Below are 25,566 nucleotides of genomic sequence, written 5' to 3'. Positions count from 1 at the left end.
ATACTAGGCGCTGACAGCAACGATGCCTAGCCACCCTTGCCGTTAAAGACTAAATAAGCCGCAGCAACAGCTTAACCAGCAGAAAAACAGCAATAAAAAAGGGCTCCGAAGAGCCCTTTTTACGATCTGGCTAAAGCGTATTACACGCTGTAGTACATATCGTATTCAACCGGGTGAGTGGTGTGCTCGACGCGGTAAACTTCTTCCATCTTCAGGTCGATGTAAGCTTCGATCATATCCTTGCTGAATACGCCGCCTGCAGTCAGGTACTCGTGGTCAGCTTTCAGGCTGTCCAGAGCTTCACGCAGAGAGCCACAAACCTGTGGAATCTTGGCTGCTTCTTCAGCTGGCAGATCGTACAGATCTTTGTCAGCTGCATCGCCAGGGTGGATCTTGTTCTTAACGCCGTCCAGACCAGCCATCAGCAGAGCTGCGAAAGCCAGGTATGGGTTAGCAATCGGATCCGGGAAACGCGCTTCGATACGCTTGCCTTTTGGAGACGCAACGTAAGGAATACGGATAGAAGCAGAACGGTTACGGGCAGAGTAAGCCAGCATTACCGGAGCTTCGAAGCCTGGGATCAGACGCTTGTAAGAGTTAGTACCTGGGTTGGTGAACGCGTTCAGGGACTTAGCGTGCTTGATGATACCGCCGATGTAGAACAGGGCAGTTTCAGACAGGCCGGCATAGCCGTCACCAGCGAACTGGTTTACGCCATCTTTCCAGTAAGACATGTGAACGTGCATACCGGAACCGTTATCACCACAGATTGGCTTAGGCATGAAAGTAGCGGTTTTGCCGTAAGCTGCTGCAACGTTATGGATAACGTATTTCAGCATCTGCACTTCGTCAGCTTTCTTAACCAGAGTGTTGAACTTAACACCGATTTCGTTCTGACCGGCGTTCGCCACTTCGTGGTGGTGAACTTCAACGTCCAGACCGATAGCTTCCAGAGTGTTACACATGGCCGCACGGATATCGTGGTGGCTGTCTACCGGAGGAACCGGGAAGTAACCGCCTTTAACGCGTGGACGGTGACCCAGGTTGCCGCCTTCCATCACAGTCTCAGTGTTCCAGGCTGCTTCGGAAGAGTTGATTTTGCAGAAGCTGCCGGACATGTCAGAGCCCCAGCGAACATCGTCAAACATGAAGAATTCTGGCTCTGGACCGAAGAATGCAGTATCACCCAGACCAGTAGACTTCAGGTACTCTTCAGCGCGCAGTGCAACAGAACGTGGGTCGCGGTCGTAGCCCTGCATAGTGGCAGGCTCGATGATGTCGCAACGCAGAACCAGAGTGGCGTCTTCGGTGAATGGGTCCAGGAAGCTGGTGCTGTCATCCGGACGCAGGATCATGTCGGATTCGTTAATGCCTTTCCAGCCAGCAATAGAAGAACCGTCGAACATCTGTCCGGTTTCGAAGAAATCTTCGTCTACATAACGCGCAGGAATAGTAACGTGCTGTTCTTTGCCTTTGAAATCGGTAAAGCGCAGATCAACCCACTTTACATCGTTTTCTTTGATTAAATTCAGAGTGTTCTCTGACATCTCACTGTCTCCAGATGCTGGTTCAACTTGATACGGGGTTTAGCCCCGGCTTGCCATGCTCAGTATTGGAGCAAGTAGTGTGCCATTTTATCTTATGGCGTAGCCCGCATGAAATCAGGGCTGCAAAACAACAAACAGGCACTCACTGCACCAAAATAAATCACAACCTGAACCAAATGCACCATTTTAGCGCGATGGCGTGAGGTGAATACGCTAGCCAGTACAAGCCTGCACATTATAGGTTCACTTGAACACCGCAGTACATGGGATTCGGCACAAAAACAGCGCTTTCATTTATCCCCTGATTAATGCCGGCAGAAATGTCCGCAGAATATGCTTGCAGCGGCGAAATTGATGTCACGCTGACGACCCGTTTCAGGTATAATCGCGCCTCATTTTTTGTACAAACTTTCACCAAGGCCATTCTTGTGATCGACAACCTCAGAAACATCGCCATCATCGCGCACGTTGACCATGGCAAAACTACCCTGGTCGACAAACTGCTCGAGCAGTCCGGCACCCTGGACCGCAAAGATCAGGGCGGCGAGCGGGTCATGGACTCCAACGACCAGGAAAAAGAGCGTGGTATTACCATTCTGGCGAAGAATACCGCTATTAAATGGAACGACTACCGCATCAACATCGTTGACACCCCAGGACACGCCGACTTCGGTGGTGAAGTGGAACGGGTTATGTCGATGGTTGACTCCGTCTGCCTGCTGGTAGACGCCGTTGACGGTCCGATGCCACAGACCCGCTTCGTTACCCAGAAAGCCTTCGAACGTGGCCTGCGCCCGATCGTGGTTATCAACAAAATCGACCGCCCGGGTGCGCGTCCGGACTGGGTTATGGACGAAATGTTCGACCTGTTCGACCGTCTCGGTGCAACCGAAGAACAGCTCGACTTCCCTGTTGTATATGCCTCTGCCCTGAACGGTATCGCCGGTCTGGATCCTGACAACATGGCTGACGACATGTCACCCCTGTTCCAGATGATCGTTGACCACGTAACCCCGCCACCGGTTGATCTTGACGGCCCGTTCCAGATGCAGATCTCCGCTCTGGATTACGACAGCTATGTTGGCGTTATCGGTGTTGGCCGTATCGCCCGCGGTAAACTGAAGCCAGGTACCGATGTACAGATCGTGTCTGCCGAAGGCAAAACCCGTAAGGGTCGTGTGCTGGAAGTTAAAGGTTTCCATGGTCTGCAGCGTGTTGCTGTCCCTGAAGCCAATGCCGGTGACATCGTTTGTATTTCCGGTATCGACGGTCTGAGCATTTCTGACACCCTGTGTGATCCTTCTAAAGTAGAAGCCTTACCTCAGCTGTCTGTTGATGAGCCAACCGTATCCATGACCTTCCAGGTAAACGATTCTCCGTTTGCCGGCCGTGAAGGTAAGTTCGTAACCAGCCGTAATATCAAAGACCGTCTGGAAAAAGAACTGATTCACAACGTGGCTCTGCGTGTTGAGCCAGGCGACACTCCGGAAAAATTCAAAGTTTCCGGCCGTGGTGAGCTGCACCTGTCCGTTCTGATTGAAACCATGCGCCGCGAAGGCTTCGAGATGGGTATCTCCAAGCCGGAAGTTGTGCAGAAAGAAATCGACGGTGAGATCCAGGAGCCTTACGAACAGGTTGTGATCGACATCGAAGAAGAGCACCAGGGTTCCATCATGGAAGAGATGGGCAACCGTCGCGCCGAGATGACCAACATGGTGCCGGATGGCAAAGGCCGTGTGCGTCTTGAGTTCATCATGCCAGCCCGTGGTCTGATCGGTTTCCGTGGTCTGTTTATGACCATGACTTCCGGTTCCGGCATCCTGACCAACATCTTCGACCATTACGGCCCGGTGCAGACCGGCCTGACCTCTACCCGTCACAACGGCGTACTGGTGTCCATGGTTCCGGGTAAGATTCTGGGCTATGCCCTGTTTACCCTGCAGGAACGTGGTCGTCTGTTCGTTGCTCCGGGTCTGGAAGTGTACGAAGGCATGATCGTTGGTCTGCACAGCCGTGATAACGACCTGGTGGTTAACCCTACCAAGGCCAAGCAGCTGACCAACGTGCGTGCGTCAGGTACCGATGAAGCCATCAACCTGACACCGCCGGTTAAGCACACGCTGGAACAGGCTCTGGAATTTATCGAAGACGACGAACTGGTGGAAGTAACTCCAACCAGCATCCGTCTGCGTAAGAAGTTCCTGACCGAAAACGAACGTAAGCGCGCCAAAAAAGGCTGATGCCCGTTCCGCCGGCTCTGCTCCAGAGCCGGCATCCCCTCCCTTCAGTTTTATCCTCAGGCACCACGTGCAAATCGTATAAATCCGGTTATGCTGAGTCTGTTGCCGGACTGGATTCACCGTTGTATGTCGTTATTTCTGCGTTTATTTGCCCACTGCCTGCCTGTACTTACCCTCGGTTTGCTGACACCGCTCAGTGCCAGTGCACAGAGTGCCGATTCGGTACGCGTTGGTTGTGGTAATTCGATCCCACCTTATGTGATCCGTCAGAATGACCGCGGCATTGTGCTCGATATCCTGCGCCGGGCACTGCAAACGCAGAATAAAACCATCGACGTACGCTATGACAACAACACCAATAACGTTATCGCTTTTAATAAAGGCGAACTGGATATTGCCTGCATCACCAGCGTAACCGCGTCGCCGAACGCGTTATTTTCCCGCCAGCCACTGATCGTATTCCATAACATTGCCATCAGCCTGAGCAGTCGTAAGGTATCCCTGACCGATGTCAGCAGTCTGGGCAATTACAGCATCACTGCTTTTAACCTGGCCAGTCAGCTGCTGCCCGATAATTTTGCCGCAGAAGCTGCACGCAGTCCGGCTTATAGGGAACTGGCCGAACAGCAGAAACAGGTTGAGGCACTGTTTAATGGCGAGACTGATGTGATCATTCTCGAGCAGACGATCTTCCGTTATTACCTCAGTCAGTTACGTCGCAACTATCCGAACAACCCGGTCTACCAGCAACCGTACCAGTACCACGATCTCTTTACCCCGACCTACTACTACGCCGCCTTCCACAGCAAACAACTGCGCGATGCCTTTGATATCGGCATGGATATTCTGATCGACAGCGGCGAGCAGGATAAAATCCTGCAGAGCTACGAGCGCCTGCTGGCTGACTACCTGATTCGCTGACACTGCAGCATTGGCGTAAACGACAGGCATAAAAAAACCCGGCATAGCCGGGTTTTTTACTATGGTCTGATCAATCAGATATCAGCCAGAGTTTTCAGCGGGTAGTTAGCCGGGAATGGCTTACGTGCCACACCGGTATCAACCGCAGCCTGAGCAACCGCAGCCGATACAGCACCCAGCAGACGGGTATCAACGGCTTTAGGAATGATGTACTCACGACCAAACTCCAGAGACTCCAGACCGTAAGCATCCAGAACTTCCTGAGTTACAGGTTCTTTCGCCAGACCAGCCAGAGCTTTGGCTGCAGCCAGCTTCATCTCTTCGTTGATGCGCTTGGCGCGTACGTCCAGAGCACCACGGAAGATGAATGGGAAGCCCAGTACGTTGTTTACCTGGTTAGGGTAGTCGGAACGACCGGTTGCCATGATGGCATCAGGACGAACTTCCTTAACGATTTCCGGCATGATTTCCGGAACCGGGTTAGCACAGGCGAAGATGATTGGGTTTTCTGCCATTGCTTTGATCTGTTCGCCGGTCACCATGTTAGGACCAGACAGACCCAGGAAGATATCAGCGCCGTTCAGGGCATCATCAACGGTGCGCTTGTCAGTCTCAACAGCGAATGCCTGCTTGTACTGATTCAGATCGGTACGACCGGAGTGGATCACACCATTACGGTCACACATAAAGATGTTTTCTGGCTTCATGCCTGCCAGGATCAGCAGCTTGGTGCAGGAGATTGCAGCTGCGCCGGCACCCAGTACGCACATTTTGGCGTCTTCGACTTTCTTGCCAACGATTTCCAGAGCGTTCAGAGCACCGGCAACGGTTACGATCGCAGTACCATGCTGGTCATCGTGGAATACCGGGATGTCGCACTGTTCGATCAGGGTGCGTTCGATCTCAAAACACTCAGGTGCTTTGATGTCTTCCAGGTTGATACCACCGAAGGTAATAGCAATACGGCGAACGGTGTCGATAAAGGCCTGTGGGCTTTCAGACTCAACTTCGATGTCGATGGAGTCTACGCCGGCAAAGCGCTTGAACAGCAGGCTCTTACCTTCCATAACCGGCTTGGAAGCCAGAGGGCCCAGATCACCCAGACCCAGAATCGCAGTACCATCAGTGATAACCGCAACCAGGTTACCCTTACCGGTGTACTTATAGGCGTTTTCAGGATCAGCAGCGATCTCCTTGACCGGCTCTGCCACACCAGGGCTGTAGGCCAGAGACAGATCCTGTGAAGTCTGCGCAGGCTTGGTCAGTTCGACACTGATTTTGCCTGGCTTAGGGAACTGATGGTAATCCAGAGCTGCTTGCTTGAAATCTTGTGACATAGTACTTGTCCAGTCTCTTCACTGTATTTAAAAGCCAGCTGTGCCACATCGTCCAGAACACAGGGGGCATAAGGGTCGTACTTTCTACCAAAAACCTATTGCTTTTTCCAGCTAATCCGGCGCTTCCCTCTTTTTTAACTGAGCCAGATCAGGTTTGTGGCTGCACAGGCAGCTGCATGATCACACGCAAACCGGGGGAACAATTTTCGGCGCGAACGCTGCCATCATGCAGTTCAACAATGCGCTTCACCAGCGCCAGCCCGATGCCATAACCACCGGCTGCATGATCGCGGGCCGAATCGACCTGCGTAAAAGGATCGAAAATCCGCAGAAGTTCTTCTTCAGGTACGCCCGGCCCCTGATCCTGCACCCACAATTCCGCATACTCAGCACGGACTGTTACACCGACAGACAACTCTGAGCCCTGCGGCGCAAAACGGATGGCATTACGCAACAGGTTGTCAAAAGCCCGCTCGACCAGCATCCAGTCCCAGTCACATGTCAGGGAAGCGGCCGGCCCTTTGACCATCAGTTGCAGGTGTTTTTCTTCGATCTCAACGTCTGCATTCTGCAGCCAGATCTGCAACTGACTGCCCAGATCCAGGCGGCCGGTCTGCAACTGCTGGCTGTCGGTCTGCTGCAGCCGGGCCAGATCAAGAATCTGTCCGACCAGGCCATCGACCTGTCCGACGGCGCGTTCTATCCGGTCATGCTCCGCTGCCAGAATCTGGTGCTGATCTTTTTTGCGGGCAATACCAAGGGCAATCTGCAGGCGGGTTAATGGCGAACGTAACTCGTGCGACACATCACGCAGTAACTGCTGATGACTGTGCAATAAACGCTGCAGGGCATCGGCCATATCCACCACTTCGCTGGCCAGCATGCCGATTTCATCATGCCGGTGCAGATCACGGCGCAGGCCGGAGACATCAAAATTACCCTGTGCCAGCTGGCGTACGGTGCGCTGCAGCCGACGAATTGGCCGCGTCAGGCTCCACACCAGCACAAAGCACAGCAAAGTAACCACAACAACAATCGCCAGCGGTACCAGCCAGCGGTCTTCGTTATTCAGCACGCTCTGCCATTCTTTACGGGCAACGGCGATATAGAGATAGCCCTGGCGCTGCAACGGCCCGATCATCAGCCAGCCGTCATTCTGCCCCCACAGAATCTGGTCAGTTTCATCCGCCTCATCGGCAAATTCTTCCAGATCGTGGGGCAACTGACTGATCATATCCACCGGCACCGCCACCAGATTCCAGCCCGGGCGCATCTTGCGCCACAGCTTGCGGCCTTCAGCCACAATCGGCCGTTCACGGTCCATCAGATGCACCAGATGCATGGCTTCAGGCTGAGTGGCCGGGCGGAAATAATCGTCTTCAATCCATTCGTTGGTCAGCACCGCTGCCCACATGGAAAGGAAGATCACCCCCCAGAACCAGAGGAAAATTTTGAAAAACAGCGAGCGATACCAGCGCATGCACAGGCCTGTGGTAAAGGGGAGAGTTTATTCCGGGCTGACCAGCATATAGCCGCGCGAACGCACCGTTTTGATCCAGTCAGAATCATCGCTGCGGCGGCCCAGTTTCTTGCGCAGGTTGCTGACGTGCATATCGATAGAGCGATCGTAGGCCATCAATGGACGACCCAGCGCCGCCAGCGACAGCGTATCTTTATCCACCAGCTCACCAACGTGCTCCATCATGCAATGCAGTACGCCGAATTCGGCACCGGTCAGGGCCAGTTCGACGCCATCCAGAGTCACTACCCGGCGCGTGGTATTGAGCTGCAGCTCACCCACATTCAGCGTGGTGACCGCACCTTTGCCAGGCTGCTCAGCCGACAGATCAATACGGCGGAAAAGAGCCTTAATACGAGCCACCAGTTCATGGTGGTGATAAGGCTTGGGAATATAATCATCGGCGCCATGCTCAAGACCCAGCACCCGATCCACGCTTTCGCCACGGGCGGTCAGCATAATTACCGGCAGGGAAGACTCGGTACGCAGTTTTTTCAGCACTTCAAAGCCGTTCATTTTCGGCAGCATCACATCCAGCAGCACCAGATCGTAATCGCCGCTCAGTGCCCGCTGCAGACCGGTTTCACCGTCCTGCACAGCGGTCAGGGCGAAACCTTCCATCGACAGGTATTCCTGCAACAGTTCGCCCAGTTCGTAATCATCATCAACCAGCAGAATCGATTTCATCACCATCCTCCGTTGCGCCCAGTCTAGCGCTGCCAGCCCCGTGGCCGGCAGTGTTTTTACCCTTCTTTGCTCATACCGTGCCCTGAACAGATCAGTGATCAAGCAGGGTGGCGATCCAGCGCGACTGCGGCCGGGTTTCCAGCGCGATCTTAACCACCATGGTCAGAGGGATCGACAGCAGCATTCCCACCGGCCCGAGAATCCAGCCCCAGAACACCAACGACAGAAAAACCACCAGCGTCGACAGCCCCAGCGAGCGCCCCATCAGGCGCGGTTCAACCACATTACCGAACAGCGTATTGACCAGCACATAAACCCCGGCGGTGAGCAACGCGGCTCCCGGGCCAATCTGAATTAAGGCAATCAGCACCGCCGGAACGGCCGCAATAATAGAACCGATGTTAGGTATGTAGTTGAGCAGGAAAGCAACCAGCGCCCACAGTGCCCAGTAATCAACACCGATCAGCGCCAGCAGCAGACCAACAGTCAGGCCGGTACCAAAACTGACCACGGTTTTAATCATCAGGTATTGCTGCACCGATTCAGAGAAACGTTCAAAGTGGGCAAAGGCCTGGGTTTCTTCACCGAAGGCGCGTTTAACCTTGGCCGGAAAGCTGGAGGCTTCGAGCAGAATAAAGATCACGGTAAACAGAATCAGGAAAGTGTTGGTCAGCACGCCGCCCAGGCCATTAAACACAGAGGCAACGGTTCTCATCACTACGCCGGGATTTACATATTCGCGGATCACATTATCAGCCACTTCCACGCCAAGGCTGCGCAACCAGATCACGCCATGACTGGTCAGCGCCTGCAGTTTCTGCTCGTACAGCGGCATATCTTTATAAAACGCCGTCAGTGTACCGCCGACAAAAGAAGCCAGTACGGTGCCAAGCAACAGGAAACCTATAACCAGCAACAACACCGCCACAACCCCGGGGACTCGGTGATTAGTCAGCCAGCGCAGCAGTGGCGCACTGAGGATGGCAATAAATACCGCCAGTAAAAAAGGTACCAGCATGGCAGCGGCACTTTTAATACCTGCAATCACGATCACGACCGCGGCCGCACTCAGCAGAATATTACTGGCCAAACGATTATCTGAAGGCATAGCCATTCCCTGTTATGCAAAAAAAGGCACCATACACGAGCGCCCCCCTTCAGGGCCAGCGGCTCCGGCCTCTTGGCAAGTGCATCCGAGTTGTATAATATCCGCGCCCTGAATCGCGGAAGTGGTGAAATTGGTAGACACACTGGATTTAGGTTCCAGCGCTTCACGGCGTGAGAGTTCGAGTCTCTCCTTCCGCACCAACTTTTCAGGAGCAGACGTATGTCCGGCCTCCTTACCCTGCTGATCTTTCTGCTGCTGGGTTCTCTGTTACAAACACTGCTGCATCTTCCTGTTCCGGCATCCATTGTTGGTATGCTGCTGTTACTGCTGGCGCTGATACTGCGCGGCAAAACGCCGGATAATCTGCAGCGCATCACCCAAACGCTGTCGCCCCTGCTGCCTTTATTCCTGATTCCCGTCAGTGTTGGCATCATTACCCAAAAGCAACTGCTCGCCGAACATGGTCCCGCCCTGCTGGTTATTCTTGCGCTCAGCCTGATTCCCGGCGCCCTGCTCAGTGCGCTGATTATGCGCAAGGGAGGTAAATCAGGCTCATGACACATCTGTTCAGTCTGCCGTTATTCTGGGCCGCGCTTACCATTGCGTCTTTTCTTGCCGGCCAGCAACTCTACCGCCGCCTGGGTAACAACGCCTTTATTCCACCGATTCTGACCGGCGTTGTACTGGTCGTGACCTGTCTGGAGTTAAGCGGTGTTTCTTATCAGACCTATATGCGGGGCGGTGATTACCTGAACCAGATGCTGGGGCCTGTGGTGGTCATGCTGGCGGTACCGCTGTATCAGTTTATTCATACCATGCGTAAACAATGGCTGCGCATTGTTCTGGCGGTAACTCTGGGCAGCGGCACAACCGTAGCCTGTGCAGTGTTGCTGGCGCACTTCTGGATTGGTGATGACGCCATCACCCGCACGATCTACACAAAATCCATTACCACTCCGGTGGCACTGGCCATCAGCGAACAGGTCGGCGGCATCAACGCTCTGGCCTCAGCCTTTGTCATCATCACCGGAATTCTCGGGGCTCTGATGATTCCGTCCCTGTTAAAACTGCTGCGCATGGATGACCCGCAGGCCGTTGGACTGACACTGGGAATCTGCGCCCATGCCATTGGCACCAGTCGTGCATTGGAATTAGGACCACAGCAATCGGCCTATGCGGCAATGGCCATGACCCTGACCGCCACCCTGCATGCACTGGTATTGCCTTGGATTGTCTGACCACAAGCATCTATTGTTAAGGGACTTCGGCAAAGGACGCACTATGGGCCGCCACATAAAATACCTCTGGATGCTCGCGCTGGCGTCAACGCTGATGATCACAGTTGTTACCAGCCTCCTGCTGTATCTGCACGAAGTAAAACACCAGCAGGATGAGTTAGAGCGTCTGGCCGGCAGGTTCCTGCAACAATGGAAACTCAACTCCGACAGCCTGCCAGGCGCAGCCGAGCTGGGTTACCTGCGCAGCCAGGGGCTGGCGGTGCAGACCGGCGTATTGCATGACAATAAACTCAGCATCCGCCTGCCACCACAACCCGGAATCAGCAACGACGCCGTAACAAAAGCCGCGCAAGGCATCAGTGGCCTGCAACGGATGCATGACGAGCAGCACACCTATCTGCAGTACCTCCAGCCGCTACAGCCCGGTCAGGGTCTGGTTGTCAGTAAGTCACTATCTCAGCTGCGCCAGCATTATCTGCAGGGCTGGGTTGGTGCGGCACTGACCGATCTGGCCGTTATCATTATTCTGTTTGCTGGTTTCCATCATCTGGTCCGGCCATTGCGTGACCAGCTCGACCGCCAGAGTCTGCAGCACAGCCTCAGCTGGGAACATATGAGTGGCATTGCGGTGCGTCTCAGTGCTCAGCAGCTGATTCTGGATGCCAACCCGCGTTTTATTGAGTTGTTTGCCGATGATCACGATCAGCGCTTATCGGCAATTCAGCCCGAGGAAGAACAGCCACAGATTGCCCGTTACCTGCAGCAGGCGCTGGAAAGCCGGACGCTGGTCGACTTTGAGTGCACCCTGATTGATCGCCATGGCGACCATGGACGCTGGGCACTGCATGCCCAGCCATGGCACCTCAACGGGCGCGACTACATATTGCTGACCGGCGACGACATCAGTAAACGCCATCATATGGAAGAAAAGCTGCGCGCCGAGCAACAGCGGGTACGGGCTTATTTTGATTCAATGCAGACTCTGCTGCTGGTGTGCGACCAGCAGGGCAATATTCAGCGCATCAACCAGCCGGTACAGGATCTGCTGCAGATGGACAAAAAGCAGCTGTACAAACAGCCGCTGAGTTATCTGCTGCCCAAAACCCATGCCGCACGCCTGAGTCATGACTGGCAACAGCTACTGGGCAGTCACGCCAGCAGCCGGGCCTCGGAATTTCCGCTGGTTTCCGCCAGCGGCAAGGAATCAACCATCAGCTGGCGCCTGACCCGCATCAACAGTGGTGAACATCAGGAAGTACTGCTGGCCGGCCTCGACATTACCGAGGCGGTGGCCAACCAGCGGGCACTGGAAACCGCCAACGTACGCATCCGCGAGGCGCTGGAGCAGGCAGAAAGTGCCAACCGCAGTAAATCGATTTTCCTGGCCAATATGAGCCATGAAATCCGTACCCCAATGAACGGCATTCTTGGTGCCAGCGAGCTGCTGCTCGACTCGTCGCTGTCAGAAGACCAGCGCCACTATCTGGATATTATTCATAACTCATCCCACGCCCTGCTCGACATCATTAACGATATTCTCGACCTGTCGAAAATTGAATCCGGCAATCTGGAGATTGAACAGATTGATTTTGACCTGAACCGTCTGATCACCGACATCTATCAGCTGTTTAACGAACCGGTACGGCGCAAAGGATTATCGCTGCTGTATTACTATGACTCAGGTCTGCCCGCCAACTGGCGTGGTGACCCGAAACGGGTGCGCCAGATCATCACCAACCTGCTCAGCAATGCACTGAAATTCACCGAGAAAGGCCGTATTGAAATCCGCGTCAGCGGCCAACAGCAGGAAGACTTCCGCTATCTGCTGAATATCGAAGTACGCGACAGCGGGATCGGTATTGCACAGGACAAAACAGAACAGATTTTTTCCGCGTTCAAACAGGCCGATACCAGCACCAGCCGTCAATATGGCGGTACCGGATTAGGACTGACCATCAGCCGTCACCTGGCGAAAGCGATGAATGGCGATATAGGACTCAGTTCAGAAATCGGTCATGGCAGCACCTTTGTGCTGCAGTTACCGTTGCACGAAGGGCACGCACCGGAAAAAGAAAAACAACCGGCCGAAAAACAGAACCGTACCCTGCATGGCCGTGTGCTGCTGGCCGAAGACAACAGCGTGAACCAGAGAATTGCCGAACGCATGCTGAGCCGGCTGGGCCTGGTGTATACCACGGTATCCAACGGCGAGCAGGCCATCACCGAAGTACTGAGCAACGATTACGATCTGATTTTAATGGATGTGAACATGCCGGTGATGGATGGTATTACCGCTACCGAACGCATCCGCGATCTCAGCAGCCATAAAAACCATATCCCGATCATCGCCCTGACCGCCAATGCCATGCTGGAAGATAAAGAGCGTTGCCTGGCGGCCGGCATGAACGGCTTTATCAGCAAGCCCATCAGGCTGGATACCCTGGGCAAAGTGATCGCCGACTTCCTGCCCGCCAGAACCCAAGCCTGAAGCAGGCTCAGGTCAGCACTTCACCGTCAAAACGCCCGGCCAGAAATTCCTGCGCCAGCGCCAGCGCGGCGATCGCCCGGCCTTCGGTGCAGTCTTCGCGACTGTACAGTTCGTGCAGGTTGTTCAGCTTCCAGGGCACCAGTTCCAGCGGTTCCGGCTCGTCGCCTTCGAGCTTCGATTCGTACAGATCGCGGGCCACCACCACATCGATACCGCCGCTCATATAGCTGGGTGACAGGCTGAGTTTTTTCAGATGAATAAACTCCCGCGCGCCATAACCGATCTCTTCCTGCAGCTCGCGGTTACAGGCTTCGCGCAGACTCTCGCCCAGATCAATCGCACCTTTTGGCAACGTGAGGGTGTAATCTTCAATTCCGCCCCCATATTCCCGGATCAGGGCAATGGTATCGTTATCCAGCAGCGCGACCAGCATCACTGCGCCGCTTCCACCGGGCATCAGACGCTCATAGGTCCGCTCAACTCCGTTACTGAAGCGCAGATCGAAGGATTCCACCCGGAACAAACGGCTCTGCGCCACCAGATGACGCTGCAAAATCTGTGGTTTTTTATGCATAACAGCCCTGTTTTAATAGACATTCCGATTGCGAGTATAACCCTATGAGCCTGACCAACTGGCAACAAATTGATACCGTGCTGCTGGACATGGATGGCACTCTGCTGGATCTGCATTTCGACAATTATTTCTGGCTCGACCACCTGCCGGCGGTCTACGCCCAACAGCACGGCCTGAGCGAGGAAGAGGCCCTGGCTGAGCTGAACAAAAGCTTTGTCGGCCTGCGCGGCACCCTCGACTGGTATTGCCTTGATTACTGGACCGAACTCACTGGCCTGCCCATCGCCGAACTGAAGCGCGATGTGCAGCATAAGATCGGTTTCCGCCCGCACGTACAGGATTTCCTCGCCCGCCTTAAGCAATTGGGCAAACGCACCGTGATCGTCACCAACGCCCACCGTGACAGCGTAAACCTGAAAATGGAGCGAACCGGCCTTGATCAGCTAGTCGACCGCGTCATCAGCTCCCACGATTACCGCGAGCCGAAAGAAAGTCAGGCATTTTGGGATCACCTGCAGCGTGATGAAGGCTTCGATCCGGCCCGCACCCTGCTGATCGACGACAGCCAGCCTGTGCTAGAATCCGCCGCCCGCTGGGGCATCGCTTTCCTGCTGGCGATTTTCCATCCCGACAGCCAGAAAGAACCCAATACCGACAGCCGCTTCCCCGGCATTCATCATTTTGATGAGCTGGATTTTTAAGATATGACTGACAACAAAGAAAAGATCCGTCTCGACAAATGGCTCTGGGCCGCGCGTTTTTTTAAAACCCGCGCACTGGCCAAGGCCGCCATTGAAGGCGGCAAGGTGCATGTCGACGGCCAGCGCTGCAAGGTCAGCAAAACCGCCGAGCTGGGCGCCCGCCTCAGCATCCGTCAGGGCTTCGACCAGAAAGAAGTGCTGATCACCGCGCTGTCCGATCAGCGCCGCGGCGCACCGGAAGCCCGGTCGTTATACGAAGAAACCCCGGAAAGTATTAAACAGCGCATGGATGAAGCCGAACGGCGGCGCATTATGAAGGCCTCCATGCAGGTGCCCGACCACAAACCCAACAAGAAAGAGCGCCGCGATATGCGCCGCTTTGAGCACAATCAGGATTACTGACATGAGCAATACCAGCCGCGACACGCTGCAGCGTTTCAGCTTCGACAACACCGACATCCGCGGTGAGATTACCCACCTGCAGGACAGCTACCGCGAAGTGCTGCGCCGTCATCAGTATCCGCCGCGCATTGCCGTTGCCGTCGGTGAGCTGATGGCCGCTACTGCCCTGCTCAGCGCCAGCCTGAAATTTGCCGGACGCCTGACCCTGCAGATGCGCCTGCCGGGCAACGTCACTTTACTGCAGGCCGAAACCAACGAGAAAGGCCAGCTGCGCGCCATCGCCCGTTACGATGAGAGCGCCGGCGACAGCGAACTGCGCTTTGACGATGGTCAGCTGGTGATCACCATCGAGCCGGAACAGGGCCAGCGTTATCAGGGCATTGTCAGCATAAATGGCGGCAATATCGCCCAGGCGCTGGAAGAGTACTTCACCCAGTCCGAACAGCTGGGCAGCCACTTCTGGCTGGCCTGTGACGGTCAGACCGCCGCCGCGCTGATGCTGCAGAAAATGCCGACGCCCGCCGGTCAGGTCACCGATACCGATGCCTGGGACAGAGTCAGCCACCTGGCTTCCACCATCCGTAACGACGAACTGTTGGGACTGGATGCCGCCACCGTACTGCACCGCCTGTTCCACGAAGAGCAGACCCGTATTTACCCGGCCTCTGAGCTGAGCTTCTTCTGCACCTGCTCCAAGCCGCGCATCGCCAACGCCCTGCATCAGATGGGGTACGACGAGCTGAACAGCATGATTGAAGAAAACGGCAAGATCGATATCACCTGCGAATTCTGCCAACAGAGCTACGTCTTCGACCGGCCACAAATAGAAGAGCTGTTTCCGGAACGGAATCCACATTAAAAGTGGCGATAACCCGAGTCCTCATAAGGGGACTTTTCGGGACAGCCATTTCACCTCAAAAGACAGGGCTTAGCGTTTAACCAATTTTCTGGCATAATCACGCGCCTTCAACTTTGGGTTCGCCCGTGTACCCTCAGGGCGGTATAGAGAACATCAGAGTATGGCCACAAGCCGTGCGCTAATTATGAGGACCCGTTTGGGCACCGATATATGACCACTGTTTACACCGATTTATCGACACCGTTACTGGTAGAACAAGCAATCCTGCGTGGCGAAGGCCTGCTGCAGGACAACGGCGCACTGGTTGTTGAAACCGGTATCCGTACCGGCCGTTCTCCGATGGACCGCTTCATCGTCGAAGAGCCAAGCAGCAAAGACGCCATCGACTGGGGCAACATCAACCGCCCATTCGACGCCGACAAGTTCGATGCTCTGTGGGAACGCGTGGAAGAGTATCTGGCCCAGCACGACAGCTTCGTGTCACACGTACACGTGGGTTCTGATCCGCAGCATTACCTGCCGGTTAAAATGACCACCCAGACTGCCTGGCAGAACCTGTTTGGCCGTAACCTGTTTATCCGTCCGGAAACCTACAACCCTTCTGACAAAGAAGAGTGGCAGATCCTGAACGTACCAGGCTTCGAATGTGTTCCTGAGCGTGACGGCACCAACTCTGACGGCGCGGTTATCCTGAACTTCGCCCAGCGCAAAGTACTGCTGGCCGGTATGCGTTACGCCGGTGAAATGAAGAAAGCCATGTTCGGCGTGCAGAACTTCCTGCTGCCGGAAAAAGACGTGCTGCCAATGCACTGCTCCGCCAACGTTGGCGATGACGGCGACACCTGTCTGTTCTTCGGTCTGTCCGGTACCGGTAAAACCACCCTGTCTGCTGACCCTGAGCGTTTCCTGATTGGTGACGACGAGCACGGCTGGGGCAAAGGCACCGTATTCAACATCGAAGGCGGCTGCTACGCGAAAACCATCGATCTGTCTCAGAAAAACGAGCCGATCATCTGGAACGCCATCAAATTCGGCGCCATCGTTGAAAACGTTGTGATCGACCCGGTTACCCGTGTTGCCGATTACACCGACGTTTCCAAAACCGAAAACACCCGTTGCGCCTACCCACTGGAGCACGTTGAAAAACGCGTTCTGGAAAACATGGCCGGCGAACCTAAAGCGGTTATCTTCCTGACCTGTGATATGACCGGTGTACTGCCACCTGTTTCTATCCTGACCAAAGAACAGGCTGCTTACCACTTCCTGTCCGGTTACACCGCACTGGTTGGTTCTACCGAAATGGGCGGCAGCAAAGGTCTGAAGTCTACTTTCTCTACCTGCTTCGGCGCGCCATTCTTCCCGCGTCCTGCTGGCGAATACGCGGAACTGCTGATCAAGCGCGTTACCGAATTCGACTCTCAGGTTTATCTGGTTAACACCGGCTGGACTGGCGGTGCTAACGGTGCCGGCGGTGAGCGTTTCAGCATCCCGACTACCCGTGCTGTGATCTCTGCAATCCAGAACGGCAAACTGCGCGGCGTTGAAACCGAGACTGTGCCTGTGTTCAACCTGCTGGTTCCTAAGACTCTGGAAGGCGTTGACAGCAAACTGCTGAACCCACGCAACACCTGGGCCGATGCCGACAAGTACGACGAAGCTGCCCGCAACCTGGCTGCCCAGTTTGTAGAAAACTTCAAGAAATATGATGTCTCTGATGCCATCGTAGCTGCAGGCCCGCAGCTGGATTAATTCCTGCTTAGCGGCCAATAAAAAACGGGAGCTTCGGCTCCCGTTTTTTATTGCAGAAATTTATCGACAATAAGCAAATTGACCTCATAGACTAAATCTGCATAATGCCTTCGTCCCTAATGACAATCGAAAGGAACTAGTAATGTCATTCAAATTATTACCTGCGTCTATAATCTGTACTTCAGCTATTTTATTTGGGTGTGCAGCACCTGTAATGAAGTCTGTTGATTTAGGCTCCGCCCCCACACAAGTAAAACTAACCTATGATTCGGGTGATACCGGCATATCTCAAGCTCAAGTATTTTCCAATATCAGCAGTGCCATCACGAATGCTGCTGGATACAAAGCCAAGGGCTATTATCGTAACTCATCAGGGATATCTGATATCAAAGGGATGGAAGTAAAATCTCGCTGCATGACAGAATCGCAGTGCATGATCGGTTTATTATTCCAAAATGGTGAGCGTTATTCATCCACCAACAATGAATATGTAACCGTACAAGAAATAACAATCCCAGTCACGTTCAGTCGGGCAGATGGAAAGATAATTGCGCTCATCGATATTAATTACGGCGTAAATATTCTTGAAGCCAGAAACCCAGTATTTGTTCCGTATTCTCCGTTATTGGACAATGCCGCCCTGACGAGAGTATTTAAAAATATTGAAAAGATCCAACCTGAAATCTCGTTTTCTAAATCGTTTGCAGAAGAGTTGGTAATCGACAGCCAAGATAACGTCGTATATGGTAACTTCAAAAGGGTTTATGGTTTTTATAAGTACAACGAAGATGAGTCTAAAGATAAAATTGGAAAGACAAGTACCTTCAGTTTAAAAACAAACCAGGGACAGGTGCCATTAACTGCTGAAATATACCCCTCCCGAAAAGGAACTCTGTTGAATTACAACTTCACAATGACATATTCGGCTAAGCCTGATGGAACAACCAGCTATGAGCCTCAGGATATAGCGCCGATTAAAGCATCTATTAAGAATGTAGCAAGCATGTAATCGCACTGAACGGGAGCTTCGGCTCCCGTTTTTTATGGCTGTCATTTCTTATTCCGGATTGCCGCTCAGCGGAATCATGGTCTGAATAATAATCCGGATAACATCCTGCTGCGTGTTGACACCAAGCTTGTTAAAAACCGCTTTCATCTGGCTGCGTACGGTTTCCAGTGCAGTACCATTATGTTCTGCAATATCTGCCAGCTTAAGTCCGTTAACCAGACATAACGCCACCTGAGCTTCAGCATTGGTCAGAGCAAATATTTCTGCCAGCTGTCCGGCGGAGATGTTCATTTTCCCTCCGGGGTCGCTGATATATACCGTCGCATAGCGCTCTTCTCCGCTATGCATCGGGTGTCTGCCAGATTCTTCCGCAGCAGAAATAAACAGAACCAGTGGAAACGAAAATTGCGGGTGGGAAAAAGAAACGGTGGTAACGGTTGGTTTATCCTGCTCGGTTTCGCTGTGCAGAACATCCAGTACATTCTGCAGAGCAAACTCCAGTTGCTTCTGATTCTCGCGGTTATGAGCCTGCAGTTTATTGTCGACCAGAGAGAGTCCTTTGTGCTTACTGATAACAAATTCGGCAACCGAGTTGCAGAATTTTACCTCTCCATATTTATCGATCAGCAACATGCCCATAGGCATTTTGGATACCAGCGACATCAGACTGTGAGCTTCGCTACGGGCATTGCCTAATTCCCGCTGAATTAAAACGGAGCGACAGATATGCGGAGAAATAAGCCGCATGATCCTGATTTCTTTGTCTGTATATGCGGGCGCATTAAATGAACGGTGTACCGCCAGTCCAACACGGATTTCATTGTCTTTATGCAGATTGACAGCGGAGATATGGCCGATATCCGCAGGCTTCAGAATAAACTGATAATATGAAGGGCTATTATTTTTTAACTCTGCTGCCGGCAATATTGTGACATCATTTACCGGAGTTTTGATAAGAGAAAACGTATTATCGTAACGCCCAAGTCCGGCATTATAAGCAAGCGCAAGAATGCGGCTGATACCATGTATGCTGATGATCTTCCGGCTGCCGGAGTTCTGATTCTCGATGATCAGCACACTGGATCTTGACTGTGTCAAAAGGCAGAGTTTTTCCATCACCACCTCCCAGTGCCTGGGTTTGTACGAGGCTTCATAAATATCCCCGACAAAATCCAGCAAATCATCCTGCATAACAACTCCGGATAACAGGCTTGTCCGGATAACAAACGTATTCCGGTTAAACCCTGGTAAATTTTCTGACATTGCTGCAGCGGAATATATTCATCCAACTATCAGCAACAGATTTCATACATATAAGTAATAGCAGAATACCTGCTCACATCCTCCTGTCCACCCACATAACCCATATGGGGGATGCCCTCTCAGGCTGTGCAGGTAATGATATCGACATACGCCTGCATGCGGATTTCCGCTCAGATTGATTACAAATAAATAAGGACTTCAGCCATGAAATTACTGCCACTGGTTTTTATCTCCAGCTGTAGCCTGCTTACTGCCTGTGGTGGTAGCAGTGGAGGCTCTGACAGCGACAACGATGACGACAACAGCACACCGGTGAATACCGCCCTGTTCGTTGATTCAGGCGTAGCCGGGCTCAATTACAGTTCGCCCAGCCATCAGGGCATCACCAATACGCTGGGCGCTTTCTCCTATGAACCGGGTGAAACCACCACCTTCAGTTTTGCCGGGCTGACACTGGGCAGCATTACCATTGCTGAAGGTACAGGCACGCTGACGCCACTGGATTTATTTAATACCAGTGATGTAAATGATCAGCGGGTGAAAAATACGCTGGTGCTGCTGCAAAACCTTGATAGTGACGGTAATGCCCAAAACGGCATTACATTGCAGCCATTTCCGGAAGGCAGCGGAGCTGATATTTCCGCGCTGGATTTAGCCGCCGACTCGGCCGATTTCAGCAGCGCGTTACTCAGTGCCGCCTTTCCTTATGAATCCGAACGTGAGCTGATCTCCGAAGAAGATGCCCTGGCTCACTTCGAACAAAGCCTCAGCGCTATTAATGCCGGACTGCAACTGACCGGCACCTGGCTGGAGCGTAATGACAACGGTGAAATCCGCTACAAATATACCTACGAAAGTAATGGCAATATGACTGCGGTCAGTTATTCAAACTGCACTGACGACGACTTTTACCGTGCACCAACCGAAGCGTCGGTGAATCGTAATTGTCGTGTTTCCAGCGCCTCCTACACCTATGAGTTTTCTGAGCGGGTACTGACCATCTACAGTAATGGTGAATTCGCCGATCGCTGTACCGTGCTGCGCTCAAGTGAGTACGCCTACGATGCCACCTGCACCACCGATGAATTTATTCACCTGGAGCGCGTCATTACTGAACTAAGCAACAACCTGATTGCCGACAGCTACCGGCTGGTCACGGTTGGCAGCAGCAGTTTCAGTGAACTTACATTCGACAAAGAGAGCGGTACCGGCTCCTACCAGAGCTATACCGATGGCATCGCCGGCAGTGGCAACACCGACTCCGGAACCTTTACCTGGTCCGCCTCCGGAAATACGCTGACGTACTCCGGCACTCACGAAGACGGCATCGCCACTTTCGCCGATACCCTGACCCTGAAAAATAATAACGCCGGCATCCGTGGTGCACTGGTAACCACCTCTGCCGCAGAGGAAGGTACAACCCAGCTGTTGATTCCTTACTTTGACAGCAGTCTCGCCGCTAACTTTTTTAGTCAATCGTTATATGGGATTTACGATGCTGTCAGTGGCGTCTGTCTGGCGGTTTACGACGGTGGTACAAAACTGGACAACGCTGGCAACAACGATATCTGCAAATACGATCCGGCCGACTTCGGCAACACCACAGCCTCCATTAACTTCACCGAGCGTCATGGTTCACTGGTACTGAGCGAAGGTGGTGAAGATGATATTTGCTGGCCGGTATCGCGCATTATCACCTCCGAAAACGGCAGCTACACCCTGATGGCCTGCTCACCGGATAATGGCGGCCCGGACAGCTTCAACTACCAGCTCTGGTACACACTGTGATTGCCAGATAACTGAAAAAACGGGAGCTTCGGCTCCCGTTTTTTTTATGCCTTTGACCGGCGTCACAACTGCACAGTCTGTACATTGAGCCGGCACGAATCCGTCGTTAGACTCCGTCTTCCAAAATTTCTGATAACTCTCTGACAACAAGGAACTGTTATGGCCTTCTGGGGAATTCTTACCGGCGTACTCTGTATTGCCGCCATTATTGCATTGGGTTTTTTCCGTGCTGCCCAGCACATGAAAGTTGAGCGTATGCGCAGTGAGCTGGAATCTCAGGGCGTGGCTGCTGAAGATATCAGCAGCCGTCTTGATTCCATCACTTACGATATTCCCCAGCAGGTTGCGCCGTCGCTGGTGATTGCTGCAGTTATTTCTTTTGCGTTTGGCATGTTCAATCAGGTGTTTTTCTACGCTGAGCCGGGTTTTGTGTACCACGTACGCACCATCACCGGTGAAGAAAAAGTAGTCTCAGACGTGGGCTACAACACCTACCTGTTCGGCCGCTATAACGCCTGGAAACGATCGATGACGGTACAGGCTGTTGTCGGTAAACGTGAAGAACTGACAGCCGAGCGTGACGATGCCTTCGCCAGCGCACTGCTGCCACCACTGAACATTATGTTCCTTGATCAGGTGGATGCTGATGCCGAAGCCACCGTGCGTTTTTCCATCCCGCAGGATCAGGAGCACTTCCTGAAACTCGCCCACGAATACCGTTCTCCGGAAAATCTGCTGCGCACCGCACTGATTCCGGCCTTTAAAGAAACGCTGCAGTCCACCGCATCGCTGATGGGTGCCGAAGAATATTATTCCGGCGGCCGCTCAGGGTTTAACTCTGAATTTGAAAATCAGATGGCTAACGGGATTTACATCGTCAAACGGGAAGAGCAGCTCAGCCGCAGCAACCGTAAACAAAAATCCTCTGCCAATGCCGCACTGGGCGAAGAGCAACAGGATTATGGTGACGAAACCAAAATCGAATTTGTGGTTATGAAACAAGTCGACGAAAACGGCATTCCAAAACGCAAAGTGCAGAAGTTCACCAACTTCGGCATTACCGTACTGGATGCCCGCGTCACCGATATGCGTCCTAACAAGAAATTCGTTGAACGTATGCAGCTGAAGCAGAAAGCATCCGCCGACCGTGCGATTGCCCGCGAGCAGCGTATCCAGGAAGAAGAACAGCGCCTGCTGGCCATCGCCAAAGGTGAGCGTGAAGTGGCCGAACGTCAGGCCAAAGCCAAGGTAGAGCAGATTCAGCACACCACCGAAGCGGAAACCGAAAAGCAGCTGGCCATTACCGGTGCCGAAAAGCTGAAAGAACAGGCTGAAATTGCCAAAGAAACCGCCCAAATCGAACTGGAGAAAGCGCGCATCGAAGCCGAAACCCAGCGCACTCTGGCGGACGCTGAAGCCTATCAGAAGAAAGTGATTCTGCAGGCCGATAACGCCCTCGCGCAGAAACTGCAGGCCGAAGTTGAAATCCAGAAACTCTGGGCCGAAGCCTTTGCCAAACGTCAGGTGCCAACCAACGTCTTTGGTGGCAATGGCAGCGGCGGTGCACCGGTTGGCTCCGATGCCGAAACCAAAGCTTTTATGCAGATGCTGACCCTCGATGCCGCCAAACGTCTGAATTACGACCGCGACATCACCAAAGCCAAGAAGTAAGTCATACTTTTTGCCGGGCTCAGCACATGAGCCCGGCCCACAAGTCCGTTATACTCCCCCCGGTTTTATCGTTTCCCCTGAGAGTGTTATGAGTCACGAATCCATCGGTTCCCGTATTGCTGAAGAACTGGGCATCCGCCCACAACAGGTTGCAGCCGCTGTCGCGCTGCTGGATGAAGGTGCAACGGTGCCCTTTATTTCCCGATACCGTAAAGAAGTCACCGGCTCGCTGGATGACACTCAGCTGCGTACGCTGGAAGAGCGTCTGCGTTATCTGCGCGAGATGGAAGACCGCCGCGCCTCAATCCTGAAAAGCATCGAAGAACAGGGCAAACTGAGCGACGAGCTGAAGCGAGATATTTTAAGCGCCGACACCAAAACCCGCCTCGAAGACCTGTACCTGCCCTACAAAACCAAACGCCGCACCAAAGGCCAGATCGCCATCGAGGCCGGTCTGCAGCCACTGGCTGAAGCGCTGCTGGATAACCCGGCGCTGGACCCGGAAGCCGAAGCCGCCGGATTCCTCAACGCTGAACAGGGCGTGGCCGATACCAAAGCGGCCCTCGACGGTGCCAAGTACATTCTGATGGAGCGCTTCGCCGAAGACGCCAACCTGCTGGCCAAGCTGCGTACCTTTATGCAGCAGGAAGCTACCCTGTCGGTGCGTGTTGTTCCTGGTCAGGAAGGTGCGGGGGCCAAATTTGCTGATTATTTCGAACATGATGAAGCGCTGAAAGGTGTGCCCAGCCACCGTGCACTCGCCATTCTGCGTGGCCGTAACGAAGGCATATTGAGCTTCTCGCTGGTCACCGGTGATCCCTCCGACAAACTGACGCCAAGCCCGTGCGAAGGCATGATCGCCTCACATTTTAATATCGAACAACAGGGCCGTGCCGCCGACCGCTGGCTGGCCGAAGTGGTGAAATGGACCTGGCGCATCAAACTGCTCACTCACCTCGAAACCGAGCTGATGGGCAACCTGCGCGAAAGCGCCGAAGAAGCGGCGATTAAAGTCTTTGCCGATAACCTGAAAGACCTGCTGCTGGCCGCTCCGGCTGGGCCGAAAGCCACCATCGGCCTCGATCCGGGTCTGCGTACCGGGGTGAAAGTCGCGGTGGTCGATGCCACCGGTAAAGTGGTCGATCACTGTGCGATCTTCCCGACACCACCACAAAACCGTATCGCTGAGTCCGAAGCCGTGCTGATGGCCTTAATCAGCAAACACAATGTTGAACTGATCGCCATCGGTAACGGTACCGCCAGCCGCGAGACCGATAAATTCGTCGGCGATATGCTGAAGAAATTCAAAGCCACTCAGGTACAGAAAGTGATGGTGAACGAGGCTGGTGCTTCCGTTTACTCCGCGTCTGAGCTGGCGGCGAAAGAATTTCCGGATCTCGACGTAACCATCCGCGGTGCGGTGTCCATTGCCCGCCGTCTGCAGGACCCGCTGGCCGAGCTGGTGAAAATCGAGCCAAAGTCCATCGGTGTCGGCCAGTATCAGCACGATGTAAACCAGAGCCAGCTGGCACGCACGCTGGATGCGGTGATCGAAGACTGTGTGAACTCGGTCGGTGTTGATCTGAACACCGCCTCAGCGCCACTGCTGACACGTGTTTCCGGCCTGAACAGCACTCTGGCGAACAATATTGTTGCCTTCCGTGATGCCAACGGTGCCTTTAACAGCCGCGCCGATCTGCTCAACGTGCCACGTCTGGGCGGTAAAACCTTCGAACTGGCAGCCGGTTTCCTGCGCATTATGAACGGCAGCAACCCGCTGGATGCCTCGGCCGTGCACCCGGAATCTTACCCGGTGGTGGAGAAGATCGCGCACCAGTTCTCGCGTGATGTTGCCAGCCTGGTCGGCGATGGCGCGCTGCTGAAGTCGGTTAACGCCGCGCAGTTTACCGACGACAAAGTCGGTGAAATTACCGTTAAAGATATTCTCAATGAGCTGCAGAAACCGGGCCGCGATCCGCGTCCGGAATTCAAATTCGCCCAGTATCAGGAAGGCGTGGAAGAGATCAGAGATCTGAAGCCAAACATGGTACTCGAAGGGGTAATCACCAACGTCGCCGCCTTCGGTGCTTTCGTCGATATCGGCGTGCATCAGGATGGTCTGGTACACATTTCCGCACTGTCCGACACCTTCGTCAAAGACCCGCGTGATGTGGTGAAAGCCGGCGATATCGTCAAAGTTAAAGTGATGGAAGTGGATGTCGCGCGTAAGCGTATCGGCCTGTCGATGCGTATGAGCGACGATGCCAATGACCGCGCCAACGAACGCACACCCGGCGAAAAACCGCAGCGCAATGGCCAGCGGGCGAACGGTGCGCCAAACCGCAACAGCTTTGGTGATAAAGCCCAGGCTCAGGGCGCGATGGCCGGTGCGCTGGCTGCCGCGTTTGCCAAAGCAAAGAAATAACCTTCACCAGCATGACACTGGCTCCCCACAGAGATGCTGC

The 25,566-nt window shown here is 53.7% G+C and carries 20 protein-coding genes and 1 tRNA gene; 14 read left to right on the top strand and 7 right to left on the bottom strand.

Translation table 11 applies throughout. The features are described 5' to 3' along the window. Window positions 1–140: 140 nt before the first annotated feature. Window positions 141–1,547, bottom strand: a complete 1,407-nt coding sequence (gene glnA / locus HUF18_RS05035; protein WP_145467136.1) for a glutamate--ammonia ligase — start codon at window positions 1,545–1,547, stop codon at window positions 141–143. 428 nt (window positions 1,548–1,975) lie between these two features. On the opposite strand from glnA, the gene typA reads away from it, so the two are divergent. Together typA and HUF18_RS05025 are read left to right on the top strand one after the other, a co-directional pair. Then, window positions 1,976–3,787: a translational GTPase TypA gene (gene typA / locus HUF18_RS05030; protein ID WP_145467138.1), complete on the top strand. Its 1,812-nt coding sequence runs from the start codon at window positions 1,976–1,978 to the stop codon at window positions 3,785–3,787. 90 nt (window positions 3,788–3,877) lie between these two features. Then, window positions 3,878–4,708 carry a substrate-binding periplasmic protein gene (locus HUF18_RS05025; RefSeq protein ID WP_225691366.1) on the top strand — a complete coding sequence of 277 codons (831 nt, stop codon included), beginning with the start codon at window positions 3,878–3,880 and terminating at the stop codon, window positions 4,706–4,708. A 74-nt stretch (window positions 4,709–4,782) separates the two neighbouring features. On the opposite strand, the gene HUF18_RS05020 is transcribed toward HUF18_RS05025, so the two are convergent. The 4 genes from HUF18_RS05020 to HUF18_RS05005 all read right to left on the bottom strand — a co-directional run bounded on the left by HUF18_RS05020 (window position 4,783) and on the right by HUF18_RS05005 (window position 9,359). Then, the gene (locus HUF18_RS05020; RefSeq protein WP_145467143.1) at window positions 4,783–6,045 is read right to left on the bottom strand and encodes a malic enzyme-like NAD(P)-binding protein; all 1,263 of its coding nucleotides are present in this window, start codon (window positions 6,043–6,045) and stop codon (window positions 4,783–4,785) included. 148 nt (window positions 6,046–6,193) lie between these two features. Next, complete coding sequence (locus HUF18_RS05015; RefSeq protein ID WP_225691365.1) at window positions 6,194–7,525, bottom strand: HAMP domain-containing sensor histidine kinase; 1,332 nt, start codon at window positions 7,523–7,525, stop codon at window positions 6,194–6,196. Window positions 7,526–7,552: 27 nt separating this feature from the next. Further along, window positions 7,553–8,251: a response regulator gene (locus HUF18_RS05010; protein ID WP_145467147.1), complete on the bottom strand. Its 699-nt coding sequence runs from the start codon at window positions 8,249–8,251 to the stop codon at window positions 7,553–7,555. A gap of 91 nt (window positions 8,252–8,342) precedes the next feature. Next, window positions 8,343–9,359 carry an AI-2E family transporter gene (locus HUF18_RS05005; RefSeq protein ID WP_225691364.1) on the bottom strand — a complete coding sequence of 339 codons (1,017 nt, stop codon included), beginning with the start codon at window positions 9,357–9,359 and terminating at the stop codon, window positions 8,343–8,345. A 115-nt stretch (window positions 9,360–9,474) separates the two neighbouring features. Between HUF18_RS05005 and HUF18_RS05000 the strand changes: the two genes are divergently transcribed. The 4 genes from HUF18_RS05000 (at window position 9,475) to HUF18_RS04985 (ending at window position 13,085) form a co-directional block, all read left to right on the top strand. Then, window positions 9,475–9,559: transfer RNA gene (locus tag HUF18_RS05000), tRNA-Leu, on the top strand. A 19-nt stretch (window positions 9,560–9,578) separates the two neighbouring features. Further along, entirely contained in the window at window positions 9,579–9,917 is a 339-nt protein-coding gene (locus HUF18_RS04995) for a CidA/LrgA family protein (protein WP_225691363.1), read from the top strand. Continuing rightward, window positions 9,914–10,597, top strand: a complete 684-nt coding sequence (locus HUF18_RS04990; RefSeq protein ID WP_145467153.1) for an LrgB family protein — start codon at window positions 9,914–9,916, stop codon at window positions 10,595–10,597. Before HUF18_RS04995 ends, HUF18_RS04990 begins: the two co-directional genes overlap by 4 nt. Before the next feature lie 43 nt (window positions 10,598–10,640). Then, window positions 10,641–13,085 carry a PAS domain-containing hybrid sensor histidine kinase/response regulator gene (locus HUF18_RS04985; RefSeq protein ID WP_225691362.1) on the top strand — a complete coding sequence of 815 codons (2,445 nt, stop codon included), beginning with the start codon at window positions 10,641–10,643 and terminating at the stop codon, window positions 13,083–13,085. 7 nt (window positions 13,086–13,092) lie between these two features. On the opposite strand, the gene nudE is transcribed toward HUF18_RS04985, so the two are convergent. After that, on the bottom strand, window positions 13,093–13,659 hold the full coding sequence (gene nudE / locus HUF18_RS04980) for an ADP compounds hydrolase NudE (RefSeq protein ID WP_225691361.1): 567 nt from the start codon (window positions 13,657–13,659) through the stop codon (window positions 13,093–13,095). Window positions 13,660–13,703: 44 nt separating this feature from the next. Between nudE and yrfG the strand changes: the two genes are divergently transcribed. The 5 genes from yrfG (at window position 13,704) to HUF18_RS04955 (ending at window position 18,379) form a co-directional block, all read left to right on the top strand. Continuing rightward, window positions 13,704–14,360, top strand: a complete 657-nt coding sequence (yrfG, locus tag HUF18_RS04975; protein ID WP_225691360.1) for a GMP/IMP nucleotidase — start codon at window positions 13,704–13,706, stop codon at window positions 14,358–14,360. Between the two features lie 3 nt (window positions 14,361–14,363). Continuing rightward, window positions 14,364–14,762, top strand: a complete 399-nt coding sequence (hslR, locus tag HUF18_RS04970) for a ribosome-associated heat shock protein Hsp15 (RefSeq protein WP_145467161.1) — start codon at window positions 14,364–14,366, stop codon at window positions 14,760–14,762. A 1-nt stretch (window position 14,763) separates the two neighbouring features. Continuing rightward, window positions 14,764–15,621, top strand: coding sequence for an Hsp33 family molecular chaperone HslO (gene hslO / locus HUF18_RS04965; RefSeq protein ID WP_225691359.1), 858 nt, complete (start codon window positions 14,764–14,766; stop codon window positions 15,619–15,621). Window positions 15,622–15,831: 210 nt separating this feature from the next. Then, the gene (locus HUF18_RS04960) at window positions 15,832–17,370 is read left to right on the top strand and encodes a phosphoenolpyruvate carboxykinase (protein WP_145467165.1); all 1,539 of its coding nucleotides are present in this window, start codon (window positions 15,832–15,834) and stop codon (window positions 17,368–17,370) included. Between the two features lie 142 nt (window positions 17,371–17,512). After that, complete coding sequence (locus tag HUF18_RS04955) at window positions 17,513–18,379, top strand: hypothetical protein (protein WP_225691358.1); 867 nt, start codon at window positions 17,513–17,515, stop codon at window positions 18,377–18,379. Between the two features lie 48 nt (window positions 18,380–18,427). On the opposite strand, the gene HUF18_RS04950 is transcribed toward HUF18_RS04955, so the two are convergent. After that, window positions 18,428–19,570: a helix-turn-helix transcriptional regulator gene (locus HUF18_RS04950; protein WP_225691357.1), complete on the bottom strand. Its 1,143-nt coding sequence runs from the start codon at window positions 19,568–19,570 to the stop codon at window positions 18,428–18,430. A gap of 276 nt (window positions 19,571–19,846) precedes the next feature. Between HUF18_RS04950 and HUF18_RS04945 the strand changes: the two genes are divergently transcribed. The 3 genes from HUF18_RS04945 to HUF18_RS04935 all read left to right on the top strand — a co-directional run bounded on the left by HUF18_RS04945 (window position 19,847) and on the right by HUF18_RS04935 (window position 25,526). Then, complete coding sequence (locus HUF18_RS04945) at window positions 19,847–21,430, top strand: hypothetical protein (RefSeq protein WP_225691356.1); 1,584 nt, start codon at window positions 19,847–19,849, stop codon at window positions 21,428–21,430. Between the two features lie 159 nt (window positions 21,431–21,589). Further along, on the top strand, window positions 21,590–23,101 hold the full coding sequence (locus HUF18_RS04940) for an SPFH domain-containing protein (RefSeq protein WP_225691355.1): 1,512 nt from the start codon (window positions 21,590–21,592) through the stop codon (window positions 23,099–23,101). 88 nt (window positions 23,102–23,189) lie between these two features. Next, entirely contained in the window at window positions 23,190–25,526 is a 2,337-nt protein-coding gene (locus HUF18_RS04935) for a Tex family protein (RefSeq protein WP_145467171.1), read from the top strand. Window positions 25,527–25,566 lie beyond the last annotated feature (40 nt).

Origin of the sequence: Thalassolituus sp. ST750PaO-4 (genome assembly GCF_020320405.1) — a bacterium.
In the GTDB taxonomy this organism is placed as follows: Bacteria; Pseudomonadota; Gammaproteobacteria; order Pseudomonadales; family Oceanobacteraceae; genus Venatoribacter; species Venatoribacter alkanivorans.
The sequence above is the reverse complement of the archived record's forward strand: the minus strand, read 5'-3'. Positions and strand labels throughout refer to the sequence as shown.

What these genes read in the sequence shown, in the direction of transcription:
- glnA (WP_145467136.1), bottom strand. Translation starts at nt 1,547, where the DNA reads ATGTCAGAGAACACTCTGAATTTAATCAAAGAAAACGATGTAAAGTGG.
- HUF18_RS05025 (WP_225691366.1), top strand. Translation starts at nt 3,878, where the DNA reads ATGCTGAGTCTGTTGCCGGACTGGATTCACCGTTGTATGTCGTTATTT.
- HUF18_RS05020 (WP_145467143.1), bottom strand. Translation starts at nt 6,045, where the DNA reads ATGTCACAAGATTTCAAGCAAGCAGCTCTGGATTACCATCAGTTCCCT.
- HUF18_RS05015 (WP_225691365.1), bottom strand. Translation starts at nt 7,525, where the DNA reads ATGCGCTGGTATCGCTCGCTGTTTTTCAAAATTTTCCTCTGGTTCTGG.
- HUF18_RS05010 (WP_145467147.1), bottom strand. Translation starts at nt 8,251, where the DNA reads ATGAAATCGATTCTGCTGGTTGATGATGATTACGAACTGGGCGAACTG.
- HUF18_RS05005 (WP_225691364.1), bottom strand. Translation starts at nt 9,359, where the DNA reads ATGCCTTCAGATAATCGTTTGGCCAGTAATATTCTGCTGAGTGCGGCC.
- HUF18_RS04995 (WP_225691363.1), top strand. Translation starts at nt 9,579, where the DNA reads ATGTCCGGCCTCCTTACCCTGCTGATCTTTCTGCTGCTGGGTTCTCTG.
- HUF18_RS04990 (WP_145467153.1), top strand. Translation starts at nt 9,914, where the DNA reads ATGACACATCTGTTCAGTCTGCCGTTATTCTGGGCCGCGCTTACCATT.
- HUF18_RS04985 (WP_225691362.1), top strand. Translation starts at nt 10,641, where the DNA reads ATGGGCCGCCACATAAAATACCTCTGGATGCTCGCGCTGGCGTCAACG.
- nudE (WP_225691361.1), bottom strand. Translation starts at nt 13,659, where the DNA reads ATGCATAAAAAACCACAGATTTTGCAGCGTCATCTGGTGGCGCAGAGC.
- yrfG (WP_225691360.1), top strand. Translation starts at nt 13,704, where the DNA reads ATGAGCCTGACCAACTGGCAACAAATTGATACCGTGCTGCTGGACATG.
- hslR (WP_145467161.1), top strand. Translation starts at nt 14,364, where the DNA reads ATGACTGACAACAAAGAAAAGATCCGTCTCGACAAATGGCTCTGGGCC.
- hslO (WP_225691359.1), top strand. Translation starts at nt 14,764, where the DNA reads ATGAGCAATACCAGCCGCGACACGCTGCAGCGTTTCAGCTTCGACAAC.
- HUF18_RS04960 (WP_145467165.1), top strand. Translation starts at nt 15,832, where the DNA reads ATGACCACTGTTTACACCGATTTATCGACACCGTTACTGGTAGAACAA.
- HUF18_RS04955 (WP_225691358.1), top strand. Translation starts at nt 17,513, where the DNA reads ATGTCATTCAAATTATTACCTGCGTCTATAATCTGTACTTCAGCTATT.
- HUF18_RS04950 (WP_225691357.1), bottom strand. Translation starts at nt 19,570, where the DNA reads ATGCAGGATGATTTGCTGGATTTTGTCGGGGATATTTATGAAGCCTCG.
- HUF18_RS04945 (WP_225691356.1), top strand. Translation starts at nt 19,847, where the DNA reads ATGAAATTACTGCCACTGGTTTTTATCTCCAGCTGTAGCCTGCTTACT.
- HUF18_RS04940 (WP_225691355.1), top strand. Translation starts at nt 21,590, where the DNA reads ATGGCCTTCTGGGGAATTCTTACCGGCGTACTCTGTATTGCCGCCATT.
- HUF18_RS04935 (WP_145467171.1), top strand. Translation starts at nt 23,190, where the DNA reads ATGAGTCACGAATCCATCGGTTCCCGTATTGCTGAAGAACTGGGCATC.